Here is a 4923-nt window from a genome sequence, read left to right as displayed (position 1 = left end):
TTCGTCGAGCTGATGGACCACGGGCTCGACATCGAGCGGCGTGTCATCCCCGACCTCATCCGCCTCGCCCGCACGATCGACGCCCCGCTGATCGCGACGAACGACCTGCACTACACGCGCAAGGAGGACGCGCACGCCCATGAGGCGCTGCTCGCCGTCCAGTCCGGGTCGACGCTCGCCGAACCCACCTACGACAACGGCGGGAGCCGTTTCGCGTTCGGGGCGGAGAACTTCTACCTCTGGTCCGCCGCCGAGATGCGCGAGCTGTGGTCCGAGGTCCCGGAGGCCTGCGACAACACCTTGCTGGTCGCCGAGCGCTGCGACATCGCCTTCGACACCTCCGCCAACTACATGCCTCGCTTCGAGGTGCCGGCGGGCGAGGACGAGCGCTCGTGGTTCATCAAGGAGATCGAGCGCGGTCTGCACCGCCGGTACCCCGGTGGCATCCCGGACGACGTCCGCAAGCAGTCCGACTACGAGACCGATGTCATCACCCAGCTCGGGTTCGCCGGGTACTTCCTCGTCGTCGCCGACTTCATCAACTGGGCGAAGGCCCAGGGGATCCGGGTCGGTCCCGGTCGCGGGTCCGCCGCCGGGTCGATGGTGTCCTACGCGATGGGCATCACCGAGCTCGACCCGCTGCAGCACGGGCTGATCTTCGAGCGCTTCCTCAACCCCGAGCGCATCTCCTGGCCCGACGTCGACGTCGACTTCGACGAGCGTCGACGCGGCGAGGTCATCCGCTACGTGACCGAGAAGTACGGCGACGACCGCGTCGCCCAGATCGTCACCTACGGGACGATCAAGGCGAAGCAGGCGCTCAAGGACTCCTCGCGGGTGCTCGGCTACCCGTTCGCGATGGGGGACAAGCTCACCAAGGCCATGCCGCCGCCGGTGATGGGCAAGGACATCCCGCTCTCGGGGATGTACGACCCGCAGCACCCCCGCTACGCGGAGGCGGAGGAGTTCCGGCAGGTCGTCGCTGCGGACCCGGACGCCCAGCGGGTGCTCGAGACCGCCCGCGGGCTGGAGAACCTCAAGCGGCAGTGGGGAGTGCACGCCGCCGGCGTCATCATGTCGAGCGAGCCGCTGATCGACATCCTGCCGATCATGAAGCGCCCGCAGGACGGCGCGATCATCACGCAGTTCGACCAGCCGGGCGCCGAGGCGCTCGGACTGATCAAGATGGACTTCCTCGGTCTGCGGAACCTGACGATCCTCGACGACGCCCTCGCGAACATCGCCGCGAACGGCAAGCCGGAGATCCTCATCGAGGAGGTGCCGCTCGACGACCCGGCGACGTACGAGCTGCTGGGTCGCGGGGACACCCTCGGGGTCTTCCAGCTCGACGGCGGGCCCATGCGGGCCCTGCTGCGCCAGATGCGCCCGGACAATTTCGAGGACATCTCGGCCGTCATCGCCCTGTACCGGCCCGGCCCGATGGGCGTGAACTCGCACACCAACTACGCCCTGCGCAAGAACGGCCTGCAGGCCGTCGAACCCATCCACCCGGAGCTGGTCGAGCCCCTCGAGGAGGTCGTGGGGGTGACCCACGGCCTGATCGTCTACCAGGAGCAGGTGCAGAAGGCCGCGCAGATCCTCGCCGGCTACACGCTCGGCCAGGCAGACCTGCTACGCCGCGCGATGGGCAAGAAGAAGAAGGAGATCCTCGACAAGGAGTTCGTGCCCTTCCAGGCCGGCTGCCGGGAGCGGGGCTACTCCGACGAGGCGATCCAGGCCGTCTGGGACGTCCTCGTGCCGTTCGCCGGCTACGCGTTCAACAAGGCGCACTCGGCGGCCTACGGCGTCGTGTCGTACTGGACGGCCTACCTCAAGGCGAACTACCCGACGGAGTACATGTCGGGCCTGCTCACCTCGGTCCGTGACGACAAGGACAAGTCGGCGCTGTACCTGGGCGAGTGCCGCCGGATGCACATCACCGTGCTGCCCCCCGACGTGAACTCCTCCTCGGCGAACTTCACGGCGGTGGGCAGCGACATCCGCTTCGGGCTCACGGCCGTGCGCAACGTCGGCGCGAACGTCGTGGAGGAGATCGTCCGCGCGCGTGAGGCCAAGGGTGCCTTCACCTCGTTCACCGACTTCCTCGACAAGGTCCCGGCCGTGGTCTGCAACAAGCGGACGATCGAGTCGCTCATCAAGGCGGGGGCCTTCGACTCGCTCGGGCACGGGCGTCGTGCCCTGCTCCTGGTCCACGAGCAGGCCGTGGACTCGGTGATCGGCGTCAAGCGCAAGGAGGCCGAGGGGCAGTTCGACCTCTTCGCCGACCTCGGTGGCGCGGTCGACGACGGCCAGGGCTTCCAGGTCGTGGTCCCCGAGGTCCCCGACTGGGACAAGAAGCAGCGGCTGGCCTTCGAACGCGAGATGCTCGGCCTCTACGTCTCCGACCACCCGCTCGCCGGGCTCGAGCACGTGCTGGCGGCCGCCGCGGACTGCTCGATCGCCACCCTGATGGCGGACGAGACGCGCGCCGACGGGTCGATGGTCACCATCTGCGGGCTGGTGACCTCCCTCCAGCGGCGGATGTCCAAGAACGGCAACCCCTGGGCAGCCGTCACCCTCGAGGACATCGACGGGTCGATCGAGGTGATGTTCTTCGGCGAGACCTACGTGGCGTACTCCACCGTGCTGGCCGAGGACAGCGTGCTGACGATCCGCGGGCGGGCCCGCCGGCGCGACGAGACCATGCAGCTCCAGGCGGTCGAGGTGTCCCTCCCCGACGTCTCGTCCACCGAGGGGCAGCCCGTGACGATCACCCTTCCCGTCCACCGCTGCACTCCGCCGGTCGTGGAGCGGCTGCGCGAGATCCTCGCCACCCACCCCGGGGTGAGCGACGTGCACCTGCGGCTGACGCAACCGGGCCGATCCACCGTGATGCGACTCGAGGAGGGGCTGCGGATCGAACGGTCGCCGGCGTTGTTCGGCGACCTCAAGGCGCTCCTCGGCCCCGGCTGCCTCGTCTGAGGCAGCGGTCCGCGCTCTGCCGCGCCCTCGGGCGTGCCGCTGCCTAGACTCGCGCGGTGATCCGACTCAGCCCCGAGCAGACCGTCTTCGTCACCGAGCGCCACCTGGCCACCCTGACGACCCTGCGAGAAGACGGCTCTCCGCACGTCGTCCCCGTCGGGTTCACCTGGGACGCCGAGCTGGGCATCGCGCGCATCACCACCCGTGAGAGCTCGGTCAAGGTCCGCAACGCAGCCGCAGGGCACGGGGGGTCGAGGGCGGCGATCTGCCAGGTGGACGGAGGGCGGTGGCTCACCTTCGAGGGGACGGTGAGCATCTCGCGGGACCCCGAGGAGATCGCCGAGGCGATGCGTCGCTACGCCCGGCGCTACCGCGAGCTCACCCCCGATCCGCGGCGGATCGTCCTGCGGCTCGCCGTGGACCGGGTGATGGGCTCGGACTACATGGTGCGGTGAGCGGTCGGCCTCAGCCGACGCGGTAGCTCTCCGACCCCGTGGGGATCTCGACGAGCACGACGTCCCCTGCCGCGAGCTGCCGTCCGCGCCGCGTCTCCGGTGCACCGTTGACCTGGACCTCGCCCTCCTCCAGGAGACGGCGGGCGTCCGCGCCCGACTCCGCCACACCACAGAGCTTGAGGAACTGACCGAGCCTGATCTCGCCCTCGACGGGAACCGGGGTGGGGGCGCCTGATGAGCTGTGCACGGGCTCAGTCTGTCAGGTGCGCGTGCGCGCCGATCGGCGGGCGGCACGGCGACCTGCGGCGAGTGCCCGGTCCTCGACCTAGAATCGGGGTCGTGATCTCCCGACTCGACCTGCGCGGCCGGACGCTGTCCGCCCGCGAGCTCACCGATGTCCTCCCTCGCCCGGAGCTCGACGTGGCCGGTGCCGCCGAGGTCGTCGCCCCGATCGTGGCCGACGTGCGCGCCCGCGGAGCGGCCGCCCTGCGCGACCTGGCCGAGCGCTTCGACGGTGTGCGTCCCGTCGCGCTCCGGGTCCCCGCTGCCGCGATGGCCGCTGCGCTGGATCGTCTCGACCCGGCGGTGCGCGCGGCGCTCGAGGAGGCGATCCGACGCACCCGGCTCGTGCACGCCGCTCAGCTGCCCGCAGGGTTCGCCGTCGACCTGGCCCCTGGGGCCCAGGTGCGTCAGCGGTGGATCCCGGTGCGCAGGGTCGGCCTGTACGTCCCGGGCGGGCTGGCCGTCTACCCGTCGTCCGTCGTGATGAACGTCGTGCCGGCGCAGGAGGCAGGCGTCGGGTCGCTCGTCGTGACGAGCCCGCCCCAGCGGGACAACGACGGGCTGCCGCACCCCACGATCCTCGCCGCCTGCGCCCTGCTCGGGGTCGAGGAGGTGTACGCCGTCGGCGGCGCCCAGGCCATCGCGATGCTCGCCTACGGGGCCGACGGCGAGACCCCGCAGGACGGCCCGGTGCTGTGCGACCCGGTCGATGTCGTCACGGGTCCCGGCAACCAGTACGTCACCGCGGCCAAGCGGCTCGTGCGGGGTGTGGTCGGCATCGACTCCGAGGCAGGACCCACCGAGATCGCGATCCTCGCGGACGGCGGCGCGGATCCCCGGCACGTCGCAGCCGACCTCGTCTCCCAGGCCGAGCACGGCCCGACCTCCGCCTCGGTGCTCGTCACGGACTCGACGGCGCTCGCCGACGCGGTCGAGGAGCTGCTGCCGTCGGTGGTCTCCGCCACCAAGCACAGTGAGCGGGTGGCGACGGCCCTCGCCGGCCCGCAGTCGGCGATCGTCCTCGTCGACGACCTCGACCAGGGCCTCGCGGTCGTCAACTCCTACGGCGCCGAGCACCTCGAGATCCAGACCGCCGACGCGTCGGCTGTCGCGGACCGGGTCACGAGCGGTGGGGCGATCTTCGTCGGCCCGTACTCGCCGGTCTCCCTCGGTGACTACATGGCCGGGTCGAACCACGTCCTGC

At 70.7% G+C, this 4923-nt stretch carries 4 protein-coding genes; 3 read left to right on the top strand and 1 reads right to left on the bottom strand.

The features are described 5' to 3' along the window. A partial coding sequence (gene dnaE / locus ABWK99_RS13555) for a DNA polymerase III subunit alpha (RefSeq protein ID WP_372595233.1) occupies window positions 1-2982 on the top strand: 2982 nt, incomplete at its 5' end. A 56-nt stretch (window positions 2983-3038) separates the two neighbouring features. After that, window positions 3039-3437 (top strand): pyridoxamine 5'-phosphate oxidase family protein, encoded by a 399-nt coding sequence (locus ABWK99_RS13550; protein ID WP_372595232.1) that lies wholly within the window; start codon window positions 3039-3041, stop codon window positions 3435-3437. Between the two features lie 10 nt (window positions 3438-3447). Here ABWK99_RS13550 and ABWK99_RS13545 read toward each other — a convergent pair whose 3' ends face one another. Beyond that, window positions 3448-3684, bottom strand: a complete 237-nt coding sequence (locus tag ABWK99_RS13545) for an RNA-binding S4 domain-containing protein (protein ID WP_372595231.1) — start codon at window positions 3682-3684, stop codon at window positions 3448-3450. Between the two features lie 92 nt (window positions 3685-3776). On the opposite strand from ABWK99_RS13545, the gene hisD reads away from it, so the two are divergent. Beyond that, window positions 3777-4923 (top strand): histidinol dehydrogenase (gene hisD, locus ABWK99_RS13540; RefSeq protein ID WP_372595230.1); only part of this gene is annotated, 1147 nt, incomplete at its 3' end.

The organism is Actinotalea sp. (genome assembly GCF_041597215.1).
Lineage (GTDB): Bacteria > Actinomycetota > Actinomycetes > Actinomycetales > Cellulomonadaceae > Actinotalea.
This window is presented reverse-complemented; position numbering and strand designations above follow the sequence as displayed.